Here is a 25,583-nt window from a genome sequence, read left to right on the forward strand (position 1 = left end):
GTCCTGTCGTGCATGATGTTTCGCCGCAGAGGCCGTTCGGTGGCGGATTCAACCGGCCGTCTCGGCACAACGTTGTTTCACTGACTAGCGTTGCCCGGTAGGAACTTCGGTAGGTATGCGCCCATCGAGGACTTGCGTGGGTGGTTGTTCAATGTCGCCGCGATGGCGTCGAGTTCGCGTCTTTCATAGCGAGAGATGTTTAAGGCCTGAAGCATTGCGCAGTGGTCCGTTGGTGATCGTCTTCGCCCTTCGCTGCCACGCGCAGGCTGTAACTGTCGCAGAAGTAGACCTTGATGCCGTAAGCCGATCCCGGTGTGCCGATGTTCGTGGTTGTACCAGTTAGTGAAGCTCTCCATGAATCACTTTGCCTCACAGAGTGCTCCGCACCGTTCAGGGAACTCCGGTCCGTACTTCAACGTCTTGAAACAACGACGCCGAATCACCCCACTTCGTCGGACCAAGCCCTCTAGCCGATCGACGTTGCGGCGGGACTCGAGGATGCCCCTCCCAGCACAGTTATCTGTTGGCTGCCGACGTGGCGCATCTCCCGCACCTGCCGCCCCGCGCGAAGGCCGGACTCGATCGCGCCGTCGATGAATCCGCACCAGCCGCTTGCGATATCTGATGTAGCGAAGACGAGTCGGCCCTCGGGCCGCGCGAAGTTCTTGTGCGGCGCGAAGCGCGCGAGCTGGCCGAGTTTCGGGAACGGCCAACCACCCCCGGCGAAATCGTCGTAGTCCATATATGTGCCGGCGGCGATCTCAGCAACCTCGACGTGCGGGAGAATGTCCTGGATCGCCGCCGTGACCTCTTCCAGATCGTGAGCATCGTTAAGGGTAGGACTGCCGAAGAGTCCAATTACCTGTTCGTCCGACGATCGCTGGTGGGCGGACCACATCATGCCAATCGGATGCCCAGCATGAGGCTGAACGTAAAAGCGACGACTCTCTCCTCGGATCACGGCGACGATCCTCGACCCGCGTGGTACCTGCATACCCTCGCGGGCAGCCGAAGCTCGATCGGCCGACAGAGCCGGCGAGAACTCGATGCGCGGCCAGATACCCGACGGGGTCGCGATGACTGCGGTCGGGGCAGAGAAGGTGTCATGGCTTGCGGTGTCCACCCGGACGCCGTCCTGGTCGCTGGTCACGGCCGTCACCGGGTCGTTGAGGCGAAGTTCGGCTCCGCCGTCGGCGATCATCGCGTTGATGAGGCTGACCGTGCCGCGGGCCAACTTGTAGCCGAACACCGCCTCCTGGTTTGCCTCGTAGTTGTGGCCGGACAGCGCCCACCAGCGCATCAGCGTCAGGAAGCTGCTCTTCGAGACGTCGTCGCCCGATTCCAAACTGAGGAGGCCGGCGAGGTACGCGTCGTCGTCGGGCGAAAGGTCCATCTGGTCGAGTCGATCGCGGACCGAGAGCTGGTCGAGATCTGCCACCATCTCGCCTGCGAACTGCGGATCGAAAGGACGCGGAACCGCCCCCCGTGACGGCTCGAAGAACCGCTCGAGCAAGGCCTTCTCGCGACGCTCGTGTTCTTCGAAGCCGTACCACTTCAGGCCTGAGCCTGCCGGAACCAGCGCCCACTCGGGCGGTTCCGCTCCGGCCACGATCTCAGTGTCAAGGCCGTACCGGCTGATCTCCGACCACGTGTGCGGCTGAAGCCAGTGGACATAGGTGCCGCCGATCTCGATGAGCTCGCCATCGGTCAGCCGCGACGTCCACGTTCGTCCTCCCACCCTGTCCCGTGCTTCGAGCAGGACGGTGCGAAGCCCCCGTGTCGAGCATTCACGTGCCGCCGTGGCGCCCGCAAATCCGGCGCCTATGACGATGACGTCGTAGTCGTAATGCATAACGTTTCTCCGTTCATATTCTGAGTGGTGAGTTCTAAGCTCCTGGGAAGGCCTTGCGAGCCGCCGTATTCAGATTTTCGATTGGGGGAGCGGCGGTGATCGGGCTGCAATGCGGTGAAAGAACGTCGCGTGCGGGAAGAGTTTGTTCCCCTCGAAGCACCCGCCCCGGCGGTAGCGACCCACGCTGCCTGGCCCGCATTGGGCAACGGCCGCCACTGGGGTGCAGGAGCCCTGCTCTGGGCCCCGGTCGGGATGGTCTTGGGTGAGGCGTTGCCAGAGATACCTGCCGCCGAATGCATGGACGGAGCCCGGGTGTGCGCCCTCGTCGTCCCGATTCTGATCAGTTGAGCTGCTGCAAGGGACAGAAGATTCATGCCAGGCGTACGAGTGATCACTTCTAATGAAAGTCTATTCGCTGCCGCAATGTCTACAGCCATACCAGGAGTGGATCACCCTCGGTGTGGCTGTTGAGCGAAGTGGGCAGACTCTAGCGGCCAACCGGCGTTATTAGCGCGTAAGTTAGTACCACCTATATCGGGTCGTCTTCGAACTGCTGGTCAAGAGATGGCGCGGTGACGATCGTTTGCAGGTTTGTCTGCGGGGTGGAACGACGTCGTGGCGCTCCCAACGTTCGTCCAAGCGACACGATCAACAAGAGAGCGGCAAGGCCAATGCCGATTATGGGTGCGACTCTTTGAATTGTCCCCGTCACGTGTGTCACGTTGTACACGAGAAGCCATGCGATGAACCCGAATCCGAACACGCCGGCACCTGATGCAATGGACACCAACTTGCCGTCTCGGCGCTTCAGGGCGACGAGCCCGACGCACATCGCGGCGTAGGGGAAAAGCCAGAGGTAAATGAGTGTGGGAGAGATCGCGGTCATGGCTTGCATGGGTGATTGCCGAACTACAAACTGGGACAACGCTGGTACGCCGACTGCGAAGATACCCAGGATCGCCACGGCCCGGGCGGGCGTGTGTGACTTCGGGCTGATCCTTCCGAGCCATGAGGGGAGCATGCCGTCGGTTGCAGCTGTTGCGATGATGCGTGATGCGGTATTGAAAACCGCGATCATGCAGGCGAAAGCTCCAACAGTCAGGCTGGCGTCCAGGGGCACGTTGAGTAAGCCAACCCCGGCGGCATTTGCCAGGATCGCCGATGGCGACTCGCCGGTGTTGATCGCATCTAGGTTGTTCAGGAGCACTGGTGCGAATACAAGGCATCCGAGCAGGATGAGCGCTACAACGAGCGCGACCAGGAAGTAGAGGATTCGCGGAATGTTTCGAACGGGATCCCTGGTTTCGCGCCCAAGAGCAGTGAATCCCTCAAATCCGACCAGTCCGGTGAAGGCCAGGACGAGACCCGATGTCAGGTCAGATAGATGGACGCCCTTCAAGGTGAGCGCCGTATCCCAGGCGACGTTGTTATGGAGCAACGTCGCGACGAGGACAATGAGCACGAAGGGAACGGACACTAGCGTCGCGCCAATAGCCCAGCGTGCCGAAAGCTCGACGCCTCGATAGGCGATGTAGCCGGCAAGGAGCGACAGCGCGGCTATGACACCGACCTGCGCCGACGGCGCGTTGGCCCACGATTGTTCGAGATCGAGGAGCAGCCCTTGAGCAAAGATCAGGGTGAAGATACTGGCGACTGGCATCAAAGCCAGATATCCGATGATCAGTGGAGACCCAGATACAATCCGGGACTTCTCGCCGAAGGCATCACCCAGATAGGACATCAGTGAGCCGGTGACGATGTACCGGCGGGCGAACACTGCGATTGCTGCCACCAGGCAGATGAGGACGGGAATGTCCAACAGAATGGCGAGCCATGATCCGCTCCCAGCCGTCAGCGCAATGCCCGCGGTCGTCGAGATCATGATGACGCAGGGCGCGATGTAAGCGGCGCCCATGCCCATGGCCTTGGCTATGGATAGACTTTCCGATTGTAGTGCGGCCAAATGGTCGTCATCGCCCGCCGGAAGCTCCATGTCTGTCATACACGTCTCCATTCTTGAGAATTGAGCCGTGAACGGCCCCATTGTATGTGTCATGCGCGCCTAGCCGCTGGCAACTATTAGGCGGTCTATTGGAAGACGCGACCGAATTATCGACGACTAGGGTGATTCGATTTGTGAATCGGACGTTGTCGCTCGTACTAATGGAAACTTAGTTAGGAGTGGCTCCGTCGAGATAGGCCATGCGGGCGAGTGGGGCGGCCTGTTGCGATCAGATTTCCAGCGCGACGAGGAGCTCCAGCATCCCGGTCGGGGTGAGGGGGTTCGGCTACCCAGCCCCTTCCAACCTGCACTGATAGGCCATATGGGACCGTCGGCGGCACACGGTCGGATCGCCAGATTTCGCCGGACGACGCCTTCTCAGATCTTGACCGAGTCATCAGCTTCTCCAGTCGAAAACGTGTGTTTATCCATCGGCGAGCGCCTGGATAACTAACGTCCGTAATTTGACCATGATGAACGTACAACTGGTCGCTTCAACCTGTCAATAGCCCGCGTTACTTCATCCAAATTGCCCGCTAGACGTCGTCGTTGCCTCATCTGGCAATGCCCGGGTATGGCGCGCTGGAGTGGGCTGGGGTACAGGTCGTATCGGGTCCGATAGGGTTGCTGTGGCGAAGGCGATCGCAACGTGTTACAAGTTCCGGCGAGGCGGGAAAGCAGCCGATTCTCCGCGAGTTGTATGCGCCGACCGGCTGGCTTGGTGACCATGCGCGCAATGCGTTGCGACGTCCGTTGACGCCGAAGGTGGTGCGGGCGCGCACGCCGCGTCCACCGAAATGCGACCGAAAGTCATTGCCGCATTGACCGTCTGATGGGAATTGCTGTGGATGCCAGCCCGCAAGCGGTTGGCTCCGATCTTGCCGGCGCTGGTGCTCGTTCTGAGAAACTTCACCGAACTCGACATCGACGCCGCCGACACCGCGGATCTGTTGGTGTCGACGTCGGCGGCGACCATCGAACCGCCGGCTGGCACGGAACGCGTCAAGCATGGGTTGCGGGGTCATTCGCACACGAAGCCGGACCATTATGCAAGTCACAGATCCGGATCCGTACGTGGGTACAGCGGGACGACGTGGTGCCAGGTTTCGTGGAGATCGACCTGGACGACTCCGGCGAGGGCGGCGAATGCCGCTTCGTTGCGGGTTCGTCCGCGATAGGACCAGCTTTGGCAGCTGGGCGGCGACGGCCGAACCGACCACCGGTTCGGCCAGCAGCGCGGGGTCGAGAAAGCGATCTGCTCTGACAGGAGGCGGATCAGTCTGGCGACAAAGGTCAGCGTCGACACGGTCACTCGGTGTTCGATGGCCGCGGTTTTCGGGGGTGTGCGTGCCTCGCTGCGATTGAGCTGTTGAGCAGGGACTTGCCGCGCAGTTCGCTTCGAACCTTTTCGGGTACGACCACGATGATGCTCTCGACCGTTTATCGCTTGGTGCGACCGACCAGGACCGCTTGTCGGGTACCGAGAATCAGGCGTAGCACCCCCCGCAGCACCGGCGCACGAGCCGCTTTGAGCGAGCGCATCGCGGGCCGCCTTTTCGGCGTCAATCGGAGCGCTTTTCGCACCACTGGCTCGTTTCACCCCACCGACCTCGACAACATTCTCACTGGTGCCGGTGAGGAACGCGACGAGTCCTTAGGTCTGAACGTAGCCGCAGCCTCAGATAATCAAACGAGAATCCAGTCAGCGAAAGGGGCATCCGAGCGAGGCGCCAGTGCGAGAATCCCGTACCAGCATCACCGGGGTGGACGGTGCTGCCTCCATCCTCCGGATACCTTCATCGGCGACGATGCTGGCGAAACTTGAGAGATCGACGACGCGGCGAAGGCGTCGACAAAGCACGCCGATCCGCGAAGAGGATGCCCGACCGGCGAGCCACCCCGGGGTGAGCGACTTCATCGCGAGCCCAAGTCTGATGGATTATCTGAGCCTGGTGGCACGCGATCGACGATATCCTTGAGTGAACGGCATCAAGAGGTGGTTGCGTTGGATACGCCTTCTAGAGGTTTGCGTTCCAGTCCATCTGCGCGCTCACGTCCTGACCGAGAAAATAGCCCGAGGTTTGGCGTCGCAGCAGATAGCACACCAGGGGATTGAGGCCGTCGATGCCCGAGATTGATCCACTGGCGACGCAGCGCGACGTGATACCTGCGATCACGACCGAACTCGCGGTGGCCGGTTTCGAGAATGCACAGGAGATCGGTCGCGGCGGGTTCGGTGTCGTCTACCGATGTGAGCAGCCGTCCCTCGATCGCATCGTCGCCATCAAAGTCCTCACCTCCGACCTCGACGCCGAGAACCTCGAGCGATTCCTGCGCGAACAACGAGCGATGGGCAGACTGTCCGGCCACCCGAACATTGTCAATATTCATCAGGTCGGCACTACGGAGAGCGGTCGACCGTACATTGTGATGCAATACCACCCTCGCGGTTCACTGGACGCGCGGATCCACGGCACCGGACCGCTCGACTGGAAGGAGGCACTCCGAGTCGGAGTGAAGCTGGCGGGCGCCCTCGAGGCCGCGCACCGCGTCGGCACCCAGCATCGCGATGTGAAACCCGGCAACATCCTGCTGACCGATTACGGCGAACCTCAGCTGACCGATTTCGGCATCGCCCGGATTGCCGGCGGCTTCCAGACCTCCACGGGAGCTGTCGCCGGCTCGCCAGCCTTCACGGCCCCGGAGGTGCTCCGGGGTGAGCCACCCACCTCGAGTGCGGACATCTACGGCCTCGGCGCGACGCTCTTCTGCGCTGTCACCGGCCACGCTGCTTTCGAACGCCGCAAGGGGGAGCAAGTAGTCGCCCAATTCCTTCGTATCACCACGCAGCCCATTCCTGATCTGCGCGGGGAGGGCTTTCCCGACGACGTGTGCGCGGCCATCGAACGGGCCATGGCTGGCAAGGCAACTGACCGTCCTGTCACCGCAGCCGAGTTTGGGGACGAGCTTCGCGAGATTCAGCGTCGACATGGCTGCAGTGTGGATGAGCTTGCGCTGGCCGCTGATCCCGGCACCGAGCAGCAAGTCGGCGAAGGTATCGTCGAAGGCTCGACCGGACCTGAGTCGGCCAGTCCTCGTCCACTCACGATGGACGCCCGAAAGCAACCTGCACCGGTCCACGCGCCGCCCTCTCCGGCGACCAAGTTTCGACCACCGACTCCCACCCGGTCGTTGGTTGTGCGGGATCGACTGATCGAGACCCTGCGCGCCGGACAGGATCGGCGGCTGATGGTAATTCACGCGCCAGCCGGGTTCGGCAAGAGCACACTCGCTGCTCAGTGGCGTGATGTTCTGACCGAGTCGGGAATGGCGGTTGCGTGGCTGAGCGTAGATGATGACGACAATAACGTCGTCTGGTTTCTGACGCACCTGATCGAGGCGATTCGACGCGTACGGCCTGCGGTTGCGGATGAGCTAGGTCAGGCTCTAGAGGAACATGGTGACGAGGCTGAGCGCTACATTCTGACCTCATTGATCGACGAGATCCATGACAGGGGTGAATGCATGGCTGCTGTCATCGACGATTGGCACCGGGTAACGAATGATGCGACTCGTGGAGCGCTGGATTTTCTCCTCCAGAATGGTTGTCACCACCTCCAAGTCATTGTCACGAGCAGAACGCAGGCCGGGCTCCCTTTGAGTAGGATGCGGGTTCGCGATGAACTGGTCGAGATCGATTCCACAGCATTGCGGTTCAACGAATCGGAGTCACGCTCCTTTCTTGTCGATCTGGCGGGGCTGGAACTCGAGAATGACGACGTGTTCCGCCTGCGGGAATCGACCGACGGGTGGGTAGCCGCTCTCCAGTTGGCCTCCCTGTCGTTGCGGGGGTGCGAGGACCCCGCCGAGTTGATCGGGCACATGTCGGGACGACATCATGCCATCGGCGAATACTTAGCCGAGAACGTGCTCGATACCCTGGAACCGAAGACTCTCGAGTTCCTGCTGGCGACCTCAGTCACCGAACGGATCAGTGGCGATCTCGCGTCAGCGCTGGCCGGGGTGACTCGAGGGCAGGCGATGCTCGAGGAAGCCGAGGATCGGGACCTCTTCCTGCGCAGGATGGATGAGGACGGGGAGTGGTTCCGTTATCACCATCTCTTCGCGCAGTTTCTGCGGCGCCGGCTCGGCCGGGATCGCCCTGATCGGGTCATCGAGCTTCATCGGACGGCATCGCGGTGGTTTGCCGATCATGAATTCCTCAGCGAGGCCGTCGATCATGCATTGGCCGCGGGAGATCAGCAGCGGGCTGTCGAGCTGGTTGAACTGGATGGGACGCGTCTGCTCGAGCACTCTCAGATGTCTACCCTGCTCGCTCTTATCGCGAAACTCCCACCACAACTTGCGGTATCGAGCCCACGGCTACAGATCGCGGTGGCGTGGGCGAGCGAGCTGCAGCGCATTACGTCCGCACCGGCGGCACTCGACCGCGTCTACGCCCTGCTCGATGACAGTCACTTACCAGCGTCTGAAGTTGCGGATCTACGGGTGGAGGCCGATATCGTCAAAGGAGCTATTGAGATCTCCGCGGACCGGATCGACGGCGTGGATGAGTTGGTGTCGGAATGCCTCGCCCGACCGGATACTCTGCGCCCGTGGGTCGTTTCGGCGGCAGTGGATGTCGCTACCTTCGTCGAGATCTATCGGTTCGACTTCGCCGCGGCGAGGCGATGGCAGAACTGGGGAGTCCCCTACCATCTGCGGACGAGCGGTCCGTTCAGCGTGATGTACGGATACTGTTTTGCCGGAATCGCAGCAAGAGAACAACTCGACGTGGTGGGGGCCGAGGAAAACTTTCAGAAGGCAATGCTCCTCGCCAGGGAATATGGGGGCGCCCATTCGTACTCGGTGCGGTTGGCTGGTGCACTCCTCGGTGAGTTGCTGTACGAGCGAAACGACGTTACCGCCGCCGAGCGGCTTCTGGATGAAAGCGTCCAACTCGGACCCGAGGGCGGCGTAGTCGATTTCATGCTCGCCACGTATGCGATCGGGGCGCGAATCAAGGCGCTACGGGGCGATCTTGAATCCGCGCACCAACGGTTGCACGACGGAGCAAGGACGGCTGAAGTTCTCGCGCTCCCGCGGTTGGCCGCCAGAGTCAGGAACGAGGAAATCAGGTGGGGACTGTCCGCAACATCCGAAACCGCTACGAACCCTCGAAGCTCACAGGATGCGTCTGGTGGTGATGCTGAACTGCTCCGACAACGAGACGGCATTGTGGCGGTAACCGCCGAACTCCGCGAAGACTCGGCGATAAGGATACTTGCGGCGACAGGGGAGCCCAACCGAATTGATCAGGCATGCACACGAGCAGCGGCGCTGGTGAACGACCTCAAGGTCCAGGGCCGGCCGCGGGCGTTAATGCAGGCGAATCTTCTGCTTACAGAATGTCTTGCGGCGGCGAAGAGGATCGATCAAGCCAAGAGAACGTTGGCCCCAGTCGCGGCCCAGTGCGCCGATCTCGGCCTCGTCCGTCTCCTGTGCGACGAAGGTCCGCACGTACTCTCCATCATCACAGCCCTCCGCGACGATCAACGCAGCGGTAACTGGCCATCAGAGTGGTTACGAATTCCAGTGTCGTTTCTGACCGAGGTTCTGACCGCCGAGCACGGATTCTGAAACGACTTTTCTAGAAGCGCATCCCGTCGTGGACATGGATATGCAGCAGGTGCCGATAGGAGCGTCCAGCAGCGCAACCGCGACAGCGAGTGACGATTGCACAGACAGTGTGTCCGGCATCGTCAACGCCCCCATGATTTGGTGCGCCGAGCACACGACCCGCCCTGCTCGTTGACCGCATCATGAAGGTCACCACGGTGAGAATTGAGACGATCAAGGTTATCGATGCCCCTCCGAACGCAGGAGCGAGTCACGTGGTGAATTTGCAATGTCAGCGTGGGGTGTCATTTACCTCGGCCGGAACCTGGTGCCCGTCATCCGTGTTTCACCGGCAGGAGCACCGATTGTTGGGGACAGCGTTCCAGGAGTTCACCACCTGTCGAGGGACCGCCCGGGCCGCTCCACCATCTCGCCATACCTGTCGATAAGATGCGGACGCTGAGGCTGATGCGCATGGTCGAATAGCTAGATGCCGGTGGTGTAGCGGAATCGCGAACGAAGATTGATCCTGATTCATCACGAACTTCTCGAACCGAGGGTCCTCAACGATCCAGGTTCGCGGGACGAGAGCGCCGCGGGCGATACCTCCCCGCACGTGGCACAGAGTGACTGTGAGCGTGGATTGCTTACGGCGTCTCCGAGCAGTCAGCACTGTCCTGAGAACGACCGCCGAAACTCCATGGCACTGCTACGGCTGGCTGTCGTGCGTCTGCTCGACGACCCATGCCGCGATTTGCGAGCGGGAGGTGAACCCGAGTTTCGTCAGCACGTGCGCGACGTGGCCTTGAGCGGTGCGCTGTGAAATCACCAGCTTCCCGGCGATCGCCCTATTAGTAAGTCCCTGAGCTACCAAATCGGCGACCTGCCGTTCACGGTGGGTCAAGCCGCTTGCGGCACCTACGCGCGACGAGACTGCGGGGCGCGGCTCATCAAGGGCGTATGCGACAGCATCTCCGGCACTCAGACCACTGCCACGCGTGAACGCGGCATCGAACGCTCTTTCGCCGAGAGCCGACCGGGTGTTGCGTTCACATTCGGCTTGATGAACGGAAAGATCGGAGAAGGCGACTTTCGGACTACCGACAGACCGCCGCAACGACTCGGCAGCACCCAACAACGTGGCTGCTCGCTGCGCTCGGTGTTCTTGCGCGGCCATCCATGCGAACGTCTGCAAACACCAGGCACAGCCGAGCGGATCATCCGCTGAACGTGTCAGCCGCAAGCCTTGCTCGATCAGCTCGGATGCCCGCGCCCGATCGTTCTGCTGCCACAACGCCGACCCGAGGGCCCAGAGAGACCACCCCCGGTACACCGATTCGCCGACGGACTCGGTCAGAGCGAGAACCTCCTCGTGGCATCTGATCGCCCGAGCCGTATCCCCCAGCAGTCCACACGCCAATCCCAAACCTAACATGGACCAAATACGTTGCAATGTAAAAGTTTTAATGGGGAGCTGCTCCAGGGCGGTGTCGAAACAAGTGACCGCTCGGGCAAGGTCGCCGCTGCGGAGCGCGAGCCGCCCTGTCGCAGCTGTGGCGAGCGCATTCATCTCGGTGTCTCCCGACTGGTCGGCCAGCGCTTGCCCTTCTTGGGCCCGTGCCGCCGCGGCGCTGATGTCCCCCTGCACCGCCGCAAGCCCGCTCGCGGCACACAGCGCTTTCACATGCGCCACCGTCGGCTGACCAGCCTGCAGATCGAGTACACGCTCAAGCCAACGCCGACCTTCACTGAAACGGCCACAGGCCCGCCAGAACGGATAGAGGGCGGTTACGAGAGGTAGTCCCACCTCTTCCCCCTCTGGTTCGGCGATGCAGAACTCCATTGCGTCGCGGAGATTCGTTTGCTCTCGTTCGATCCTGGCGATCCACTGCAGCTGCTGTGGCCCGATCCACTCATCCTCGGCGCGTAGAGCCAGTTGCTCATACCAGTCCCGGTGTCGCCGCCGCAGGATCTCGTATTCGCCACTCTCCTTGCATCGTTCCGCACCATATTCGCGGAGCGTCTCGAGTAGCCGATATCTCACGACGTCGCCGGGCTCCTCTCGAATCAGGATCGACTTGTCGACTAGTGAGGCCACCAGATCTAGCAACTCCTCCGGGGGAAAGTCGCCCGCGCAGATGCCCTCGGCCGCATCCAACTCGAACCCACCTGCGAACACCGCCAACCGGCTCCACAACGCACGCTCCCGCACAGTGCATAGTTCATGACTCCAGTCGACACACAGGCGCAATGTCTGTTGCCGTGTCGGCGCGCCGCGAGTGCCCACCGTCAGCAGTTGGAACCGGCCAGTCAGTCTGTGCAGGATCTGTTCGGTGGACATCGCCCGCAATCGAGCTGCTGCCAACTCAATCGGGAGTGGGAGACCGTCGAGGCGGGCGCAGATCCCGGCCACCGCGCCGGAGTTATCGTCTGTGAGATCGAACCCCGACACCGCTGCCGCGGCCCGTTCAGTGAATAGATTGACCGCATCGAAGCTCGAGAGCCCCTGCAGGGAGGTGATCACCCGCCCCGGATCCGGGGCAGACAATGGCGGTACGCGCAGAGCCGCCTCGCCGTCGATTCCGAGAGGCTCACGGCTCGTCGCCAGAATTCGCAGGTCAGCGGACGCCTTCAATAGCGTCTCCGCTAGCGCAGCGGCTGCATTGACCAGATGCTCACAATTGTCCAGCACGAGCAACAACCGTCGCTTTGCGAGGTATTCCGTCAGTAGGGTCAACGGAGGGCGGGCGGGCTGCTCGCACAGTCTCAGCGTGGAAATGACAGTGTCCGGCACTAACTCCGAGTCCTGCAGCTCGGCCAGTTCCACGAGCCAAACTCCGTCAACGAAGGCTCGCGCCACGTCTGCAGCCACCCTAAGTGCGAGGCGAGTCTTGCCGACACCACCGATACCCGTCAACGTCACCAGCCGCGTTGCGGACAGCAGCCGTTTCGCCTCGGTCACCTCGCGCCGACGGCCGACGAAGCTGCTCAACTCGAAGGGAAGATTCCCAACCCTTCCTTGTACTGCGGGCGGCATCAAACTGTAATTCTCGCTAACTCCTCGCCGCTCACGTTACTCCAGGAGCCCAGCGCTCTCCGCGTCCTCTAGTCCGACCAAGTACCGACCTAGGTAGGGCCCGGCGTGACCGTACGTCGCCAAGCGCCGAGATCCGCTCTCGATACTCGGCGATCCTGCATTCATAGCTAGTCAGAGGTCCCAGAGTCGGAGCAGTGCGTTCCGGAGGCTGGGGACGATTCTGTGGTCGGTGCGCAGTCGTGGGTGGGGTTGTCCGAGGGTGACGAGGGCCTTCCCGGCAACCGGGCACCCGGGATGGGGTTGAGATCGAGTCGGGTGTGCGGGGGTAGGCGACCGCACGGCATCCCGACGTACCGCCACAGTACGGCGCCCTGGGTGTGGGGGCGAAGGTGTCGGAGTCCACGGCAGCCGGCGGTCGATCCATTCGTTGTCGTCGGTGACGAGGGCGTTGTCGTCGGTGGCGAGGGCTAGGACGGCGCCGCGTTTGAGACGGCCGGACTCGCCGACCGGAGCCACCCGACTCGGTACTTCGCCAGCCAGATCGAACAGTTGGCGGAGGCCCACACGACCGATCAGATCATGATCAACCTGAATAAGGTCAAACTCTTTGGCGACCAGCTCAACCTCTGACTAGTGGCCCAGTGCCGTTGGCCCCGTCTGGCCTTGCGCGCGGTCCTTCGACCTTGATAAAACGTGCCGACAGTCAGCGAAAATCAGAACCGACTAACGTACGGTTGTTCACGAGACCGCTCACCGGCCCCTTCGGGGCCGTCTAATCGACTTCGGAGGGGCACAGTGACTCGAGCAACTCGGGTGACACGCGGTGGCGCGCGCACCAATGCCGCTATTCGCGAGGCCGCGGCCAGGCTCTTCTACGAGCACGGCTACGAGGCCACATCGCTGCGCACCGTCGCGAGTGAGGTCGGCATCCAGGTCGGGAGCCTCTACAACCACATCAGCGGAAAAGAAGAACTCCTGACCGACATCATGGTGTCGGTCATAGACGAACTCCTCGAAGCCATGAACAAGGCCCTCGCCGGGGTCGACGGGAGGGCCGTCGACCGATTCAAGGCCGCGGTCGACTGCCACATCCGCTACCACGCGGAGCATGCGCGGGAAACGTTCATCGGAAACACCGAACTCCGGTCCCTCAGCGACGGCGACCTGGACTTGGTTCTTGCCAAACGCGCCGAGTACGAGCGCCTGCTGCAGAAACTAGTCATGGACGTGGCCAAGGAGACCGACGCCGACATCCTCGATGCCAAACTGCAGACGTACTCGATTCTGGCGCAGGGTGCGCACGTGTCGTCCTGGTACAAGCCCGGGGGACCCAAGTCGCTCGACAAGGTCGTCAACACCTACATCAGGATGACGCTGCGGCAGCTCGGCTTCGAGAGCTGACCTGACCGTTTCACCGTTCGCCCGCACCTATGAGGCACACCCGGGGTGCGTGCTGACAACTCTGGCGACGTACTCGGCGCCGACGTGTCTCGCCCGTTCCGAGGTGTCCGACCGCAAACGCAGGGAGCTGCCGTTCTCGGATTCGATTCGCCAGCCGCCGAGTTCACGCCAGCGCAAGGTGCGCTCGGCCAAAATGCACAAGGCGCAGTCGGCGTTGCCGTAGGTCGGCTACACCACAGTGCCGACCCTGGCCAGAGACCGGACCAATGGACTGGACTGCCATGTTGCGTCTTTGGGATCTCGGAACGGCCATTCGGTGACCGGTCATCGATCCCTCGCGGATGCAGAAGGCCGGCGGATCGAACAGCATCGGGAAGAGGTAGATCGCCGAGATACCATACTTCGTCACTTCGTCCTGCGGGTCCACGTCGCGGGTAGCAATCGCTCACCTGCACCAACCACGCCAACAACGACAATGACCACCGCAACGTCCAAGATCCAAGACTAAGTGCCCAGAGTGCATATCAGGGCGATGGAGATTCCGGCAAGAGTGAGAGCGGCGTTATCGACGGCCGCCGTAGTCACCCAGGCCATTCCGGCACCCGCGGCGACCAGCGGTACGCTCGCCTGGCCGTTGACACTGGCGATGCGCAACGGCTGTCCGACACGGCCGGGACGCTCATCAAGGGGAGGTTGCTCGTCGAAATCGCCCGCGTCTACCCGTGGTTGGCCGATGAAGCCCGCCGCCAGTACCGAGAACCCGACCAACCGAGTCGGCACTAACTGGGAGCGCGGCACTAGTTTGAATCGGGCGATGGACAGGGCCGACCGTGCCAGCCGGGTGATCGCGGCACCACCGGCGACTGTCTACGGCGGCTTCCTCGACCGGGAGTCCGTCGAAGCCTGGTTGCCGGCGGAGGGCATGCGCGGGCGGGTCGAGCGGTGGGATCCCCGGCCTGGTGGCGGGTTCTGGATGGTCCTCACGTACCTCGACCCTGTCGACAGTCCCGGCAAGACTTCGGATGCGACGGATGTCGTCGATGTCGGATTCGCCGACCTGGTGCCATCGGAGCGCGTGGTGCAGCGGGCGGTGTTCGAGGCCGACGACCCGTCGTACGCGGGCACGATGACGATGACGTGGCAGCTCGCTGCCGCCGGTGACGGGACCGAGGTGACCGTCACCGCCACGGACGTGCCACCCGGCATCGACCAAGCGGTTCACGAGGCTGGGATCGCCTCCTCGCTGGCCAACCTGGCGTCGTACGTCGAAGGGGCCGGCTGACTCAGGTCGGCTGCGACCTGGTTGCCGCCGATGCGGCGCCGCACCCTTTGCTGCCGGTGCCGGTGCCAGTCCAGAGTATGCACACGACTCGGGGTGCACGTGATGCACGGTGCATCACGCTCGGCTTGTTGCAGACGATCGTTGTGAGGGCCCGGGCACCGGCGTGGTGGACTCCCGCCTGTGGGTGCAGGTCCTGTTGCGATCAATCGAAGATCGTGTCGCTGTTGCCGGGCGTGGCGCAGGCCTGGCGGATCTGTGAGAGTGCGGATTCCCGCTGTTCGTGGACGGCGTGCCGGGAGCGGGGCGCCTTCGATGGGATCGACGATGTGTGAGGAGCTTGCCGCTACTGCCGTGGACGTCTGACTCGGTTCGGGTGGCATCGCGTCATCGCGCCTCGGCCTCGCAGTTCCACTAGGGGTGAGGTGCGGTCAGGGTTGACTTGCGGTCAGGATGTGGTACTTGATTTCGGGGGTGGTGGTGCAGACGACGCTGAAGGCGGCTTCCCGGACCATTCTCTCGGTGGGCTCACCGCATTGGACTGATCGGCGTCCTGCGGCGGTGGCGACGTACGTGGCGGCGGTGACGGCGAAGTGGCTGGCTTGGGCGCGGGCGTCGTAGATGTCACCGTCGCCGGTGGCCGCGTTGTTGAGGGCGTCGCGGATCGTGGTGTGTGTTTCCCACAGCTGTGCGGTCGGGTGTCCGATGCGGTCGGCTTCGGTCAGGCATGATCGTGCCACGCCGAGGGCGAGGGAGCCGTTGATCCGGAGAACCAGCCGGTCCGCCAGGCTGAGTCCGCCGCGACGGGCCTGTCGGACTTGGATGACTGAGGTGTGGGGGATGTGGTGTTCGTCGAAGGTCAGTTCGACGGTGTTGGAGGCGTCGGCCGCGGACAGGGAGATTCGGTTCGCGTGGACGTTCGGGCCGTCAGCGGCGTCCATGAGGAAGGTGACGGTTTTCTGTGCTCGGGTGTCGTATGCGGTGACACCGAGGACGTCGACGAGGCCCCAGCCGGTCACGAATGGTGCCTGCCCACTAATGGTGTATCCATCGTCTGTTTCGGTCGCGACGATAAGGGGGTTCTCCGGGGTTGCGTAGCCGCTGCCGGATACCCCGGCGGTGACGGCGCCACTTCGCAGGTCGGCGAGATAGCGGGCTTTGAGGGTGTCGTTCCTCGACATCACCATTCGGAGGAGGGTGCCGTGGTGCTGTGCCCAGACGAAGGCGGTCGCCAGGCATCCGCTGACGAGGATTTCGCCGACGTCGGCGAGGGTGTTGACGGGATCTTTGGTGGCGAAGGCGAGGCCGTAGAAGCCCCGGTCGCGTAGTGCGTCGAAGTGCGAGCGTGGGATCTTCCCTGACCTGTCGACCTCGGACGCGGCGGGGCGCAGCACCTCGTCGCTGAGGTCCTGCGCTTGCTGTACCCAGTCGGTCATGGCTGACACCGTATCCACACTGAGCCGCACCCCGCCGACGCACTCCAACGGTGGGCGGACGCCGTGAGACTCGCCCGGCTTCCGGGAACTCGCACCACTGAGGCAGCGGTCCACTGCCGCCACTGCGATCGAGATGTTCCTCACGTCGCCTCCGATGTAGTCCCACAGCAGTAACAGTCGGTCGGTCATCCGAGGTGCGGCGGCTCGATGATGGTGGAGGACTACCGGGAGTCTGGCGAGTGTCCCTCTGGATGGCTCATCGGAGATCACCTCGGCGATGTGCGGTGTGACGCAGGGCGCGGCGGATCTGTGCGAGGGCGGTTTCCCGCTGCTCCGGGGTTGCTTGCATGGCGTTGCGATGGTGGATGGCGGTGCGGCGGGCGTGTTGTTCGCGGCGGCACCGGGCGTCGGCTGCGGTGCGGTGCTGGCTGGGGGAGGGGCCGGTCCAGTCGATGTGGGTCAGTCGCCAGCGGAGAAGGGCGACCGGTGAGCTGATCCGGTCTGCGGTGGGCCAGGTCCAGCCGCGTTGGGTGGTGTCGCGGTCGAGGGTCTGTGCGATGCCATGGCCGGTCCAGCGGGTGGTGTCGATGCCGGCGGCCGTGATGGTGTCGCAGAGGTGGCCGATATGTTCGCGGGCGAGAACGGGGGAGCGGGAGGCGAGGGTGGCGGCGGCTCGTTGGAGGTGGAGTGGTCGGGGTTGTGGGATGGATGTGGTGGGCCGCGCGTGTGCGCGTTGGTGAGTACTTCGTAACGAAAGATTATGTGAAGGAACGTAAGTACCGGGGGATAGGGTGTCAGCGCCGGTGGCCTGGGGATGGGGTGTGCTGGCCGCGGTGGTGGGTTGTTGGGGCCGGGGGCGGTGGCGTGCGAGACGTCGGGCGGCGCGGGTCCGGCGCGGACGCGGTGGTCGTTGTGGGGGTGGGGGAGTGGCGTCGACGATGTGTTTCGGGGAGCTGAGTGCCCACACGGATGCGGCTTGGTGTTGTTGGCCGCCGTGGTGGAGTTCGGCGGCCATGTATTCACGGGTGCGCAGGGTGCGACCGCGTTCGACTTCGACACCCATCGCAAGGGTTTTGAGGACGCGGCGGGCGCGGTTGACGACGGAGAGCGAGACACCGGCGTGGTGTGCGATGAGTTGCCGGGACGCGGTGACACCGCGGCCGGTGGTGGAATCCGCGAATCGGGCGTGGGCGGTGGCGACGGCCATCAGGCGTTCGATGCCGATGCTCTGTGTGGTGAGCGCGGCTCGGCCGGTGGTGGTGTGGGTGATGTGGTGGCGGAGTTGGCGTAGCCATTCGGTGCGGCCGGACCATACGGGGATGGTGGCTTCGCGTCCTGGTGTGGTGGGGAGGGTGAAGGAGTGGCCGCGTTGCCCGGTGTCGCGGTTGTACTCGTGGAGTTTGTTGATGGCTTGGGTGGCGGCGTGGACGGAGGCTTCCCAGGTGTCGACTTCTGCCGACTTCGGAATGTGCATACCGGCGTGGACGGATGACCGGATGTTGGTGGGCGAAACGGGTTGTGTAGGGGCTGATTCAGCGCATGCGTTAGTATCAGACGTACCTGTCACAGGTAAGTCCCTTCGGGGAATGCAGTACGGGTGTCGGAAGCGGGTAACTTCCGGCACTCACCCTCAGAGGATGTGACGGCTCGGCAAGGCCTTCACCCTCTTGGTTGAGGAGGACCGGCAAGTCCTCCTTAACGAATGCCGCGGAGCGGTTCGTGAATCTGAAACCACCCCCACCAAGGGGGTTTTCGCGTTTCTGAGGTCTGCGCTTCGAAATTTGGGTTATCGGGGTAGCGCGATGGTTACGGGTCAGGGGCATCGCCTCGCTTTGGGCGTGGGTGGGTGCCGATCCACTAGCGCGGTCACCGCGAACTGTGGAGGTTCGCGCGTGTCCGCTGAAGGGGACCGAGAAGGGTGGTTTGCGGCCGCAGCCGTGCCAGTTACGCCGACCGGGGTGCCGGCTTCACGCCGAGCAACAGGTGGGCCGCGGCGGCGACCTCACGGATCTGCTCAATCGTGGCTGTTTCGGGCTCCGATGCGACGAGGTCGACGACATCTACGAGCGCGTCGCGTGTTCCTGGGCTGAGACGACACCTGTCCGGTGAGAGCCGGATTGGGCCGTGCGTGTCGATGAGATCCGGAGCGGACATCACGGTCGGCGTCCTTGTGTCGGTGACGAGGAGTGCGCAGATGACGCTCTCTATCGCGATGAGGTCCCACGTTTGCCCGTGACGGTCGGTGGCGGTAAGACCCCTCATGCGACTGCCCCTCTCGTCGAGGGACGGTGCAGACGTGAATCCCATGCCTCGATGGCCGCGGCGACGCACGCCTCGGCGACAGAGCCCGGTTTGGCGGCGAGGTGCGCCCAGAACGCGGCGGCGACAGCTTCCGCACCACTGAACTGATGGCCACCCAGGTAGTCATGAGCATCGACGGTGGTATCGGCGACCGCGGACCAGGCGTAGAGCGCCGCCGACTGAGCGCGGCTGGCGCCGATCGCCCCGAGCCGGTCCACCGCATCCCAACGGGCAGCAAGGGAGTTGACCGTGCCGGTCGGCATATCGCGGCACAACATAGCGATCTCGCATCCCGCGGACACGGAGAATCCGGGAATAGTGACCAGACCCCACACCGGGTGGGAGTACAGGTCAGCGAGCCAGTTCCACCGCAGGGAAGGAAGCCCCTCGGTTCCGGGGCACTCGATCTCGCCAGTCGCCATGAGCAGGACGCGGTCCGAAAGACTGATCACGCCGCCGCCCCCCGGTCGACTGCTCGTTGCCCTTCGCCCCGGTTGTAGTACACCCGGAGCTCACGATCGGTCGCGATCACCGTTCCGTCGTGCCGGCACATGGCACCCGCCCAGATCATGGAACGCGGCGTGTCCCTAGCGGACGCCACCGTCGCGACATCCGCGCGACAGGCCTCCAACCGCAGGCAGTGCAAGCTGTCAAGCTTCGCATCGAAGGTGACCCGATTGGGACCCTCAACCACATTCGACGCCAAGAGTTCCACATTTGTGGCCTCGCGGAGGCGGACGGGGTAGATCTGCGGCGCCGTCAAGATGCCCACCCCCCTGGCACTGACATCGTTTGCGGTACAGGTAGTGCGGTGACCGGCAAGGTCTGCTTCTGGTCGCGCAGCCGGATGCCGTCCCGCGTTCGCACCCACGCGGACAGCCCAGAGATTCCGATCGGCTCGCCGTCGCGGTCGTAAGCCACCGCGGCCCACACCATCGATCGTGCCGGGCCTTCCTGCGCCTGTTCCTCGCAGGTCGCTAAGAACGGGCAACTCTTGCACGCGTCAATGGCGGCGAGGAGTTGACCTGTGCTGGCGACGTCAGTGTCCCATCCACGGGGATTGGGGGTGCAGGGGAGTCGGTCATCGGTGGCCTTTTGCGCGTCCACGCAATCGGGAAAGTTCGAGCTTATCCGGCGAAAGAATGCTTCTTCATAAGCTGCTCGGTACATCGCGCATCGCTCTGGCCTGGCTGAGCATGCGCATACCGAGTCGTGAGCTTGGATGAACCGTCGGATTTGATGGATTGGCCAAGTCAACACATCTGTTTCGTCGACACCTGCGTCGACGACCCCTATCGTTTCCATTGGCAGACTCCCGTTCTGCTAGCTGAAGAATCACGCTGATCAGGGCTGCAACCCTGTTCGGTTCGGCCCCCGTCCGGCTGCAACCGGCGGGGGCTTTCTTCTGTTTAGGTCATGGCGTCCGTTCTGAGTCGGTGCTGGATCGTGGGAAGATGTCTTGCACTACCTTATCTATATCCGCCATTTAAATCCGCCGTATGTGCGGATGTCAACAGAAGCGAGGCATCGTGACCGCTTATGAGAGGGAAGATCGTCGGCGGTCGAAGTTGACTCGGCGTGTGACGCGCGGCTTTATGCCATCTGCTTTGACTGCTGCGCGTGAGGCTGCTGGTATGTCCATTCCCGACCTCGCCCGCAAGTCGGACGTGGGAGAGTCGACGCTCCGGCGATGGGAAAACGGTGGTGGAACCCCCCAAATCGACTCGCTGCGCACCGTGCTCCGAGTGCTCGAGGTCGAAGATTTGGAGACCGTGGTGTCGGTGCCACGTGACGATCGATTTCCAGGTGACTGGCGGACGTTGGCCAGGTTGACGCAATTCGAGCTCGCTGATGCCGCAGGAATCAATGTCGCGAAGCTCGGACGACTTGAACGTGGTGAGACTTGGCCGGAGGACCCCGGCGTGGCTGGACGAATCGCTGCGGCGCTGAACATTGCGGTCGATGAGCTGCGAGCAGCCTATGTTCGTGCTCGAAACCGTCCTCCGCAGACGCCCGCGTAGGACGGCGTAGGTCGGTTCAGGTGTGAACTTCCGTGTGCTTGCGTGGGAAGAGGTTCGCCGAGAGGCGGCCGGGGGCCACCAGCCACCTCTCGGCGAGGTCGAGTTGAGCGTCAAGAATGAAGTCGCGCGACGCACCGCGATATCCTGCAGCGTGATCAGTTGATCGGTCGGCGAAATCATCGGCAACTCGCTTCTCAAAACGGCATGGACAAGGGAACGTCACGAGTGACGCTCAACTCTCGTCCGGTACCGTCAGCGACCTGTGCCGGGATAACGCATCGAGGATGCGTGAGTTACACGGATGCTATAAGGATCGTGTGGTGGCCCGCAACACGAACGGTGGCCTCATTCGAGACCCGGGTGTCCATCGTCGGTCGGTGGAACCGGGTCCGCTTCAGTGGACGTGCCGGTGACATCGAACTGAACCAACGCCAGCAACGGATCCTCTCCTGCCGTGGGCAACACTCCTCCTGAAGCGTCGACAACCGTCCAGCCACCACCGAACCGGCGTAGCCGGATACCTTTCACTTCACCGCGCGGAGTGTGGCCGCCAAAGACTTGCCCTGCTGTGTCGAAGATGCGTTGGACGTCGTCTGGATGCGGCGTGTCCCTGTTGTCGACCATGCCCTTCCACTGTATCTGCGGGATCGGGTCGGTAATCCAGTCGATCAGTCGCATCTTGCCAATGTCCAAGAGAACGATGTGACTCTGCGATACGTGCCGCAGGGCGGCCAACGCACTTGACTCGAGACTCTGGGCCGGAGTGGTGGTGGTGGCGGAGACATCGTGCAATACACCGCGCCACACCGCGTGGCCATCGGTGGAGTCGTCCGACGCTACAACCAGCTGGGCGGCACTCTGGCCCGATGGCGTGAATACGGTCGCCAGCCCCTCCCACGATTTGCCTGGCTCACGAGTGAGGATCGTGCGTATGAGAGATAGGCCGTCCGCAACCCTGACAAATCTCAGGGCTTCAGGGGCGGTCAGGCCGCGGCCCGCAGTGGCCCACTCGGGTCGTCCAAACGCGCCAGCAGCCGTCTCTGTCAGATCGACTAGGCGTCGGTCAGAATTCCAGGTGAATCCGATGGCGTCCGACGGCTTGTCCGTCGGTGCTGCATCCGCTCCGACCCCCACCCACAGATGGACGGCGTGGAGTGCCCCGCCGGGACCGACGACCGGCCTCCCAATCACCCGAACGACACGGCCATTGTCCAGCGTGGTGGGCTTATCGAGTGGAACCAAATCATGCCGCATCTCCGTGATGCGCTCTTCGATCCACGCCGCAGCTTGCCTCGAAGGCAGCTTCCCCCCGATGGCTCCCACCTCTCGGAGAATCCCCGCGAATGAGGTTCGGCCGCTGGGCTTTCGACCCTTCTCGATGACGGTCAAACGTTCCTTTTGCAGGGTCTCGACAAGCACCCATCCCGACGTAGACAACAGGTGGCCCCCTGCATGCGATTGATTCCAATGTCATTCGAGGAGACTACACAGAACTGTTGTTCGAGCGTGTAATGGCAAGTGGTCAACCGGCGTACACGCTAAGTTCAGCCAGCGAATAGGTGAGCCACGAACGCCGGAGAGCGAGCGCTGATCGCTCCTTCATGGGACGCAGTCGCGGCCACCGCAGGAAAGCGTAGCGCAGCGCTTCCACTGCCTCGGTTTCGGCGAGCGAGGCGCCGATGCAATAATGTCGGCCACGGCCGAAAGCAAGGTCGGGCCGTGCACCTCGAGATGGGTCGGTGTTCGCCGAACGCAGAGAAAGAATCACGGTCTCACCTCGGGGGATAGTGATCCCGTTGACCTCGATGTCTTCGAGAGGAAAGCGGCGCAGAGCGTAATTCACGGGGGCGACGTCACCGATGATCTCGCGCACAAGCTTTGGTAGCGATCCGGAGTCAGCGGCATCTACCGCCACCGGTGTCTCAGCGCTGCGAAATCGTACGGCCTCGTCGATGACGAGCGCGGTCAGAGCGGTGACGTTCTCGAATCCTCCGATGATCGTCGCAAAGGCGAGGGAAATTAGTTCCTCCTCACTCAATCGGTCCTCACCGTCACGGGCAGCGATCCATCCCGAGAGCATGTCACCTCCCGGATGCTGCCGCTTGTCGCCGATGGCGTCGGCGACCAGCATCAACATGCTCCCGAGCGCCCCCTGTATCGCGTCCCCCTCCTTAGAGGTATCGACCGCAAACATGGGGCGGGCCGCGGTTTGGAACTGGCCCAGCTTGTCCTTTGGAATCCCGAGCAGAGTGCCGATCACACGCGGCGGCAAGGGCTCACACAACCCGCTCATCAAATCAAGCTCGCCGGTCGCGGGCAGATCGGCAACGAGCCTCTTCGCTGCATCGGCCACGACACGCTTGTGCGCAGTGTGATGCTCGGGAGCGAAGGCCGCTGTCGCGAGTTGCCGCACTCGCCGATGCTGTTCTCCGTCGATGTTGAGCAGGTTCATATCCAGGGCTCTGGGTAGGTTCTGTCCGCGAAATTTGGTAGTGGAGTCGGATTTCGCGGCCGACATGCGATGATCAGCTAGGAGATTCGCGACGGCCTCATAGCCGCCGACAACCCACACGGGCGAGCCGTCGGGAAGCTGGTCGCGGTGGACACCAGTATCTTGACGAAGATGGTTATGAATGAGGTCGACGGCATGGGTGGCGGCGGCGAACGGGCACAGGCTCGAAGTCATAACGACAGTGTGCCCACACGAGTGAGGAATTGATGGAGCGAAAGATCCTGAGTGCGGCAATGAACGATGCAGACCGATGCGCTGAACTTCTTGCAGCCGCCTTTGCAGACGATCCGTTGATGACGCAGATCTGGCCCGAGTCGGCGGAGCGGAAACGCTCGCTACCGCTCTACTTCCGTACATCCCTGCGGTCCCATCACCTTGCAGGAGGGGGAGTCGAAATCGCTGTAGGCCAGGACGGCGAGGCCACCTCCGTTGCGGTGTGGGACCCACCGAACCACTGGCAGCAGCGCATCACCAGCACCGTCCGGGCCGCACCCCATCTCCTAAAGGCGCTCGGAACGCGCGCGCTCGCCGCGCTGCGAATTCGCCACACACTCGACCACCACCACCCTGAGACTCCGCACTGGTACCTCGTGAACATCGGGACACGACCTGCGCTCAGCGGACAGGGTTTCGCAGGCGCTTTGCTAGACAACCGCCTCGCGCTGTGTGACGAGACGCAGATACCGGCATACCTGGTCTGCACCCGTGAAGAGAACATCCCGCTATATGAGAAGTACGGATTTCGTGTGACAGAGGCGTTCGCTCTGCCCACGTCCGGCCCGATGATGTGGTCGATGTGGCGGGATCCGGCGATACCCCTCGACGATGGGAAGGGCCGCAGGCCGGGCACATCGAGCTAGCTGCGCGGATAGACACACCTTGTTAATGTCCAGCGTTGTACTGTCGGTCAACGAAATCCCCCGCGTACGCATCTAGCTGAACTGGTCGAAAGCTGCACGTGCGTAGGGGAGTGCCTCGGTGTACGTGTTGCGAACAGTGTCCTCGGTTCGGAAATCAGGCAGGTTAGCGTCATAGGCTGTGCGGTCTTCGAAGTACACACGGCCGCCCAAGCGGTCGGACAGTTGGATCGTCACGGCGTAGTCGACAGGATCATCCTTCTTTGCGGCATTCTCCGGACTGTCCGCACCGGCATAGAAGTTCTCGATTGCGTCAGTGACGGCTCCGTCGTCGAGGGCAGGTCGGTTGTCCCATTTCTGGCTCCATCCGAAGAGGTTCCGTCCTCCCGATCCGGAATGGTGAACCCGCCAGGATCCTTCAGCTCGCGAGGCGATAAGAGCCGCGATGATGGTGTTGTCAGGTGCCTTCCGCTGGTTGCCGAGATCGATGATGCGGGTGACGGTTTCTTTCTGCTGTCCGTCGGCGGTGTCGTCGACGAAGGGATCGAGAACCTGGGTAGTGGTGTCAATCGTGGGTGCCGGTTGTGACACGGTGTTGTCGTCGGGGTTGTTGCCGCACCCCGCGATCACCGCGGTGGCGAGTATCAGTGTCGTCAGAGCTGTGGTGACCCGGTAGTTCACGGTTCCCCTCGATTGTTCGGTTGTGTTTAGTAGGTGAGGTTATCGATCAACCACCGGCCGTCTGCTGCGGTGAGGGTGAGCCAGACCGTGGTGTCGGGCTCGACGGGGCGGGTGGTGTTGCCGGTGACCGTGGTTTGGGTGATCGTGGCGACCCGGTGCGCGGTGGTGTCGGTGTCGGGTGGGCAGCCGGAGCAACCGATGGCGACGTCGGCGATGACCCGGGCGTTGTCGTTGATCCATTGCTGCCATTGCAGGCTGGGTCCGCGTTCGTTCCGGACATCGGAGGTCAGGCGTGCAGCCAGGGCGGGTGTGAACCATTGTGTCGCGCGCCGGAATCCGCTGGTGGGGTTCTCGTCGGTGGTGGGGGCCAAGGTGAATGCGACGGTCATGGCCTGGTGGACGACGTCTTCTGGCGATGTTGGTTCCGGTCGCTGAGATGCGCTGGTCCCCGTTTGCGGTGCAGCTGCAGGTGCGGTCGTGGTGCTCTGGGGTGTCGCGGTTCCTGGGGGGTTGCCGTTGTCCTGGCAGGAGTAGAGCAGTGCCGCGGCCGCCGCGATGATCACTGCGAGCACGATTAGGGCCTTT

General features: G+C 62.8%; 19 protein-coding genes. 7 read left to right on the forward strand and 12 right to left on the reverse strand.

Features of this window, described 5'->3' with window-relative positions; genetic code table 11:
• Positions 1–466: 466 nt before the first annotated feature.
• Positions 467–1,852 (reverse strand): flavin monoamine oxidase family protein, encoded by a 1,386-nt coding sequence (locus tag RJ1_RS25055; RefSeq protein WP_073364908.1) that lies wholly within the window; start codon positions 1,850–1,852, stop codon positions 467–469.
• Between the two features lie 129 nt (positions 1,853–1,981).
• On the opposite strand from RJ1_RS25055, the gene RJ1_RS46045 reads away from it, so the two are divergent.
• Positions 1,982–2,200: a hypothetical protein gene (locus tag RJ1_RS46045; protein WP_143048832.1), complete on the forward strand. Its 219-nt coding sequence runs from the start codon at positions 1,982–1,984 to the stop codon at positions 2,198–2,200.
• Between the two features lie 181 nt (positions 2,201–2,381).
• On the opposite strand, the gene RJ1_RS25060 is transcribed toward RJ1_RS46045, so the two are convergent.
• Positions 2,382–3,854 (reverse strand): APC family permease, encoded by a 1,473-nt coding sequence (locus RJ1_RS25060; protein ID WP_073364910.1) that lies wholly within the window; start codon positions 3,852–3,854, stop codon positions 2,382–2,384.
• A gap of 1,054 nt (positions 3,855–4,908) precedes the next feature.
• The gene (locus RJ1_RS25065; protein WP_143048831.1) at positions 4,909–5,160 is read right to left on the reverse strand and encodes a hypothetical protein; all 252 of its coding nucleotides are present in this window, start codon (positions 5,158–5,160) and stop codon (positions 4,909–4,911) included.
• A gap of 818 nt (positions 5,161–5,978) precedes the next feature.
• Here RJ1_RS25065 and RJ1_RS25070 point away from each other — a divergent pair.
• Positions 5,979–9,494 (forward strand): serine/threonine-protein kinase, encoded by a 3,516-nt coding sequence (locus tag RJ1_RS25070; RefSeq protein WP_073364914.1) that lies wholly within the window; start codon positions 5,979–5,981, stop codon positions 9,492–9,494.
• Positions 9,495–10,182: 688 nt separating this feature from the next.
• Here RJ1_RS25070 and RJ1_RS25075 read toward each other — a convergent pair.
• Positions 10,183–12,510: an ATP-binding protein gene (locus tag RJ1_RS25075; protein ID WP_073364916.1), complete on the reverse strand. Its 2,328-nt coding sequence runs from the start codon at positions 12,508–12,510 to the stop codon at positions 10,183–10,185.
• Positions 12,511–13,305: 795 nt separating this feature from the next.
• Here RJ1_RS25075 and RJ1_RS25080 point away from each other — a divergent pair.
• From RJ1_RS25080 to RJ1_RS25090, 3 genes are all read left to right on the forward strand, one after another.
• Entirely contained in the window at positions 13,306–13,911 is a 606-nt protein-coding gene (locus RJ1_RS25080; protein ID WP_240319621.1) for a TetR/AcrR family transcriptional regulator, read from the forward strand.
• A 49-nt stretch (positions 13,912–13,960) separates the two neighbouring features.
• Positions 13,961–14,134, forward strand: a complete 174-nt coding sequence (locus RJ1_RS46835; RefSeq protein ID WP_162850268.1) for a hypothetical protein — start codon at positions 13,961–13,963, stop codon at positions 14,132–14,134.
• 591 nt (positions 14,135–14,725) lie between these two features.
• A complete protein-coding gene (locus RJ1_RS25090) occupies positions 14,726–15,193 on the forward strand; it encodes an SRPBCC family protein (RefSeq protein WP_073364922.1) in 468 nt (155 codons plus the stop codon).
• 428 nt (positions 15,194–15,621) lie between these two features.
• Here RJ1_RS25090 and RJ1_RS25095 read toward each other — a convergent pair whose 3' ends face one another.
• From RJ1_RS25095 to RJ1_RS25110, 4 genes are all read right to left on the reverse strand, one after another.
• The gene (locus tag RJ1_RS25095; protein ID WP_073364956.1) at positions 15,622–16,626 is read right to left on the reverse strand and encodes an acyl-CoA dehydrogenase family protein; all 1,005 of its coding nucleotides are present in this window, start codon (positions 16,624–16,626) and stop codon (positions 15,622–15,624) included.
• Between the two features lie 256 nt (positions 16,627–16,882).
• The gene (locus tag RJ1_RS25100) at positions 16,883–18,100 is read right to left on the reverse strand and encodes a Rep protein (protein ID WP_420820332.1); all 1,218 of its coding nucleotides are present in this window, start codon (positions 18,098–18,100) and stop codon (positions 16,883–16,885) included.
• A gap of 470 nt (positions 18,101–18,570) precedes the next feature.
• The gene (locus RJ1_RS25105; protein ID WP_073364926.1) at positions 18,571–18,888 is read right to left on the reverse strand and encodes a hypothetical protein; all 318 of its coding nucleotides are present in this window, start codon (positions 18,886–18,888) and stop codon (positions 18,571–18,573) included.
• Positions 18,885–19,379 carry a hypothetical protein gene (locus RJ1_RS25110; protein WP_073364928.1) on the reverse strand — a complete coding sequence of 165 codons (495 nt, stop codon included), beginning with the start codon at positions 19,377–19,379 and terminating at the stop codon, positions 18,885–18,887. The genes RJ1_RS25105 and RJ1_RS25110 overlap by 4 nt, the downstream gene beginning before the upstream one ends.
• A gap of 1,143 nt (positions 19,380–20,522) precedes the next feature.
• Here RJ1_RS25110 and RJ1_RS25125 point away from each other — a divergent pair.
• Positions 20,523–20,948: a helix-turn-helix domain-containing protein gene (locus RJ1_RS25125; protein WP_255284904.1), complete on the forward strand. Its 426-nt coding sequence runs from the start codon at positions 20,523–20,525 to the stop codon at positions 20,946–20,948.
• Between the two features lie 345 nt (positions 20,949–21,293).
• On the opposite strand, the gene RJ1_RS25130 is transcribed toward RJ1_RS25125, so the two are convergent.
• Positions 21,294–22,367: a GAF domain-containing protein gene (locus RJ1_RS25130; protein ID WP_083400365.1), complete on the reverse strand. Its 1,074-nt coding sequence runs from the start codon at positions 22,365–22,367 to the stop codon at positions 21,294–21,296.
• 103 nt (positions 22,368–22,470) lie between these two features.
• Positions 22,471–23,634 (reverse strand): cytochrome P450 family protein, encoded by a 1,164-nt coding sequence (locus RJ1_RS25135; RefSeq protein ID WP_073364936.1) that lies wholly within the window; start codon positions 23,632–23,634, stop codon positions 22,471–22,473.
• A gap of 119 nt (positions 23,635–23,753) precedes the next feature.
• Here RJ1_RS25135 and RJ1_RS25140 point away from each other — a divergent pair, with 119 nt between their 5' ends.
• Positions 23,754–24,320 (forward strand): GNAT family N-acetyltransferase, encoded by a 567-nt coding sequence (locus RJ1_RS25140; protein WP_240319619.1) that lies wholly within the window; start codon positions 23,754–23,756, stop codon positions 24,318–24,320.
• A gap of 72 nt (positions 24,321–24,392) precedes the next feature.
• Here the strand turns inward: RJ1_RS25140 and RJ1_RS25145 are convergent, their stop codons facing one another.
• Both RJ1_RS25145 and RJ1_RS47855 read right to left on the reverse strand, forming a co-directional pair.
• Entirely contained in the window at positions 24,393–24,998 is a 606-nt protein-coding gene (locus RJ1_RS25145) for a hypothetical protein (RefSeq protein ID WP_073364940.1), read from the reverse strand.
• A 26-nt stretch (positions 24,999–25,024) separates the two neighbouring features.
• On the reverse strand, positions 25,025–25,583 hold a 559-nt coding region (locus RJ1_RS47855; protein ID WP_255284903.1), incomplete at its 5' end, for a hypothetical protein.

The organism is Rhodococcus jostii NBRC 16295, from assembly GCF_001894825.1.
In the GTDB taxonomy this organism is placed as follows: domain Bacteria; phylum Actinomycetota; class Actinomycetes; order Mycobacteriales; family Mycobacteriaceae; genus Rhodococcus_F; species Rhodococcus_F jostii.